This window comes from Streptomyces sp., from assembly GCF_036566765.1.
Lineage (GTDB): Bacteria > Actinomycetota > Actinomycetes > Streptomycetales > Streptomycetaceae > Streptomyces.
This window is the reverse complement of record NZ_DATCVQ010000507.1, coordinates 1-2,435: the sequence shown is the minus strand read 5'-3', so window position 1 is coordinate 2,435 and position 2,435 is coordinate 1. Positions and strand designations below refer to the sequence as shown.

The window sequence follows — 2,435 nt, the reverse complement described above, 5'->3', positions numbered from 1 at the left end:
CCAGGCTCTCCGCACCCGTTCCTCCTCGGACACCGCGGACGTCCCGGCGCCGGCCATCACCCCGCGCGAGCGGGAGGTACTCGGACTGCTCGGCGTGGGCCTGTCCAACAAGGAGATCGCCGACCGGCTGCATCTCGGGGTTACCACGGTGAAGACGCACGTGGCGAGCCTGATGGCGAAGACGGGCCGGGACAACCGGATCCGTCTCGCCGTTCTCGCCGTCCTCACCGGCATCACTCCGGACTGACCCGCCGCTGTCGATCCGAAGGAAACGGCCCCCGTCCGCACCGCCCCTGGCTGTGTTTACGAATTTTTTGAGAGCACCCGGATGCTGGCCTCGGGACCATGGTTGTGCTCTGCACGACGAGGGGGCCCGGGTGCTGCCGAAGTCCAAGGTCGATCCGTACGCGGCGATCCACGATCTGCTCCGCAGACGCATCCTTAAGGGCGTCCAAGGGGTGAAGACCAGGTCACTCACCCGGGGATGCGACACGTTCGCCTCCAGGAGCCGCAGATAGTAGTCGCTCTCAGGGGCGGCCATCAGGAGTCTGCGAACGATCTCGACGAGCTCGTCCCGGGTGATGTCCGCGACCACGGGGCGACCCGGCCGGGCCGCCTCCCTCGCGAACTCCTCCAGACTCCTGCTGCAGTTACGAAGCACGGAAATCCATCACGACGGACGTGATGGCTTCAGCGACGCCAAGTCACTTGCTCGCCCCAGCCCAATCGCTCAGGCCGTACCAAGATCGATCTCAAACCACACTGCCTTCCCGCCGTACAGCGGCACCACGCCCCACCGTGACGACAGTGCGTCGACGACAGCCAATCCGCGGCCGCTCTCGTCGGTGTCCCGTGCTGGGCGCTGCGTCGGCAGGTGTGGCGAGTCGTCGCCGACCTCGCAGCGCAGCACGTCCGTGCGCAGCAGCCGCAGCGTCACCGGCCGCTCCGCGTACCGGACCGCGTTCGTGACGACCTCGCTGACCAGCAGCTCCACCGAGTCCGTCAGCTCCTCCAGGTCCCAGCGGGCCAGCGCCCGCCGGGCCAGCCGGCGGGCCCGGCCCGGGGCCGCGTCCTCCGGCTCCAGGAACCAGTAGGCCACGTCGCTGGGCGCGATCCCGTCGAACCGGGCCGCGAGCAGCGCGATGTCGTCGTCCCGGTCGCCCGGGCCGAGCATGTCCAGGACGTCGTCGCAGAGCGCCTCCAGCGGCGGCGAGTGATCCGGGCCGGTCAGCTGCGCGGTCGCGGCGAGCCGCTCCCGCAGCTGCTCGATACCGGTCCAGACGTCGCGCAGCCGGGACTCCACCAGGCCGTCGGTGTAGAGCAGCAGCGTCGCCCCGGCCGGGGCGTCCAGCTCGACCGCCTCGAAGTCCACTCCGCCGACGCCGATCGGCGCGCCCGGCGGGACCCGGAGCACCTCGGCGCGGCCGCCGAGGTGGAGCAGTATCGGCGGCGGATGGCCGGCGTTGGCGATGGTGATCCGGTGCGAGACCGGGTCGTACACCGCGTACATGCAGGTCGCCATGCGGTCCTGGCCGAGCCGCTGCGCCTGCTCGTCGAGGTGGTGCAGCACCTCCTGCGGCGGCAGGTCGAGCCCGGCGAGGGTCTGCGCGGTGGTGCGCAGCTGGCCCATGATCGCGGCGGAGGTCATGGAATGGCCCATGACGTCGCCGACGACCAGGGCGACCCGGCTGCCGGGCAGCGGGATCGCGTCGTACCAGTCGCCGCCGACCCGGGCCGTCTCGGCGGCCGGCAGGTAGCGGGAGGCCAGCTTGACGCCGGTCGGCTGGGGCAGCGAGTCCGGCAGCATGGTGCGCTGGAGCTCGTCCGCGATGTAGGCCTCGCGCCCGTACAGCACCGCCTTGTCGATGCCGAGCGCGGTGTGCGTGGCCAACTGGGCCGCGACGAGCAGGTCGTTGGGCTCGAAAGCGGGCCGCTCGGGGCGGCGCAGGAACACGGCCGCGCCGATGACGCGCCGGCGGCCGCGCAGCGGGGCCAGGATCGCCCGGTGCCCGGGCGGCAGCGGATGGTCCTGGCCGAGCAGCTCGGCGAGCGCGGCGAGGGCCGCCTCGGAGTCGCCGAACACCGGCCGCACGCCGCGCAGCACCTCGGCGAGCGCGCCGCCGGCCCGGATCTCGCACAGTTCGGCGGCCGGGGTGGGGTCGGGGTCGGGGACCAGCATGGGGTCCTCGCCGTCCACATCGGTTAAACGCAGCCGGTCGGTGCGGCGCAGTCGCAGCACGAACGGCGCGATCGGCCGCTCGTCGCCCACCGGCAAGGGGTCGCGCAGGTAGACCAGGATCGCGTCGGAGAACGTCGGCACGGTGGCCCGGCACAGCCCGAGCACGATCTCGTCGAGGTCTATCCCGCGGGCGACCCGCCGCGTGGCGGCCCCCACGAATCGCAGCCGGTCCCCTTCCCGCCGCGCCGGCTCCGCG

At 72.3% G+C, this 2,435-nt stretch carries 2 protein-coding genes; one reads left to right on the top strand and one right to left on the bottom strand.

Annotated elements, in window-relative coordinates; all coding sequences use genetic code 11:
• The coding region (locus VIU94_RS29575; RefSeq protein ID WP_331915908.1) for a response regulator transcription factor at nt 1–247 on the top strand (247 nt) is incomplete at its 5' end.
• Between the two features lie 483 nt (nt 248–730).
• On the opposite strand, the gene VIU94_RS29570 is transcribed toward VIU94_RS29575, so the two are convergent.
• The coding region (locus tag VIU94_RS29570; protein ID WP_331915906.1) for a SpoIIE family protein phosphatase at nt 731–2,435 on the bottom strand (1,705 nt) is incomplete at its 5' end.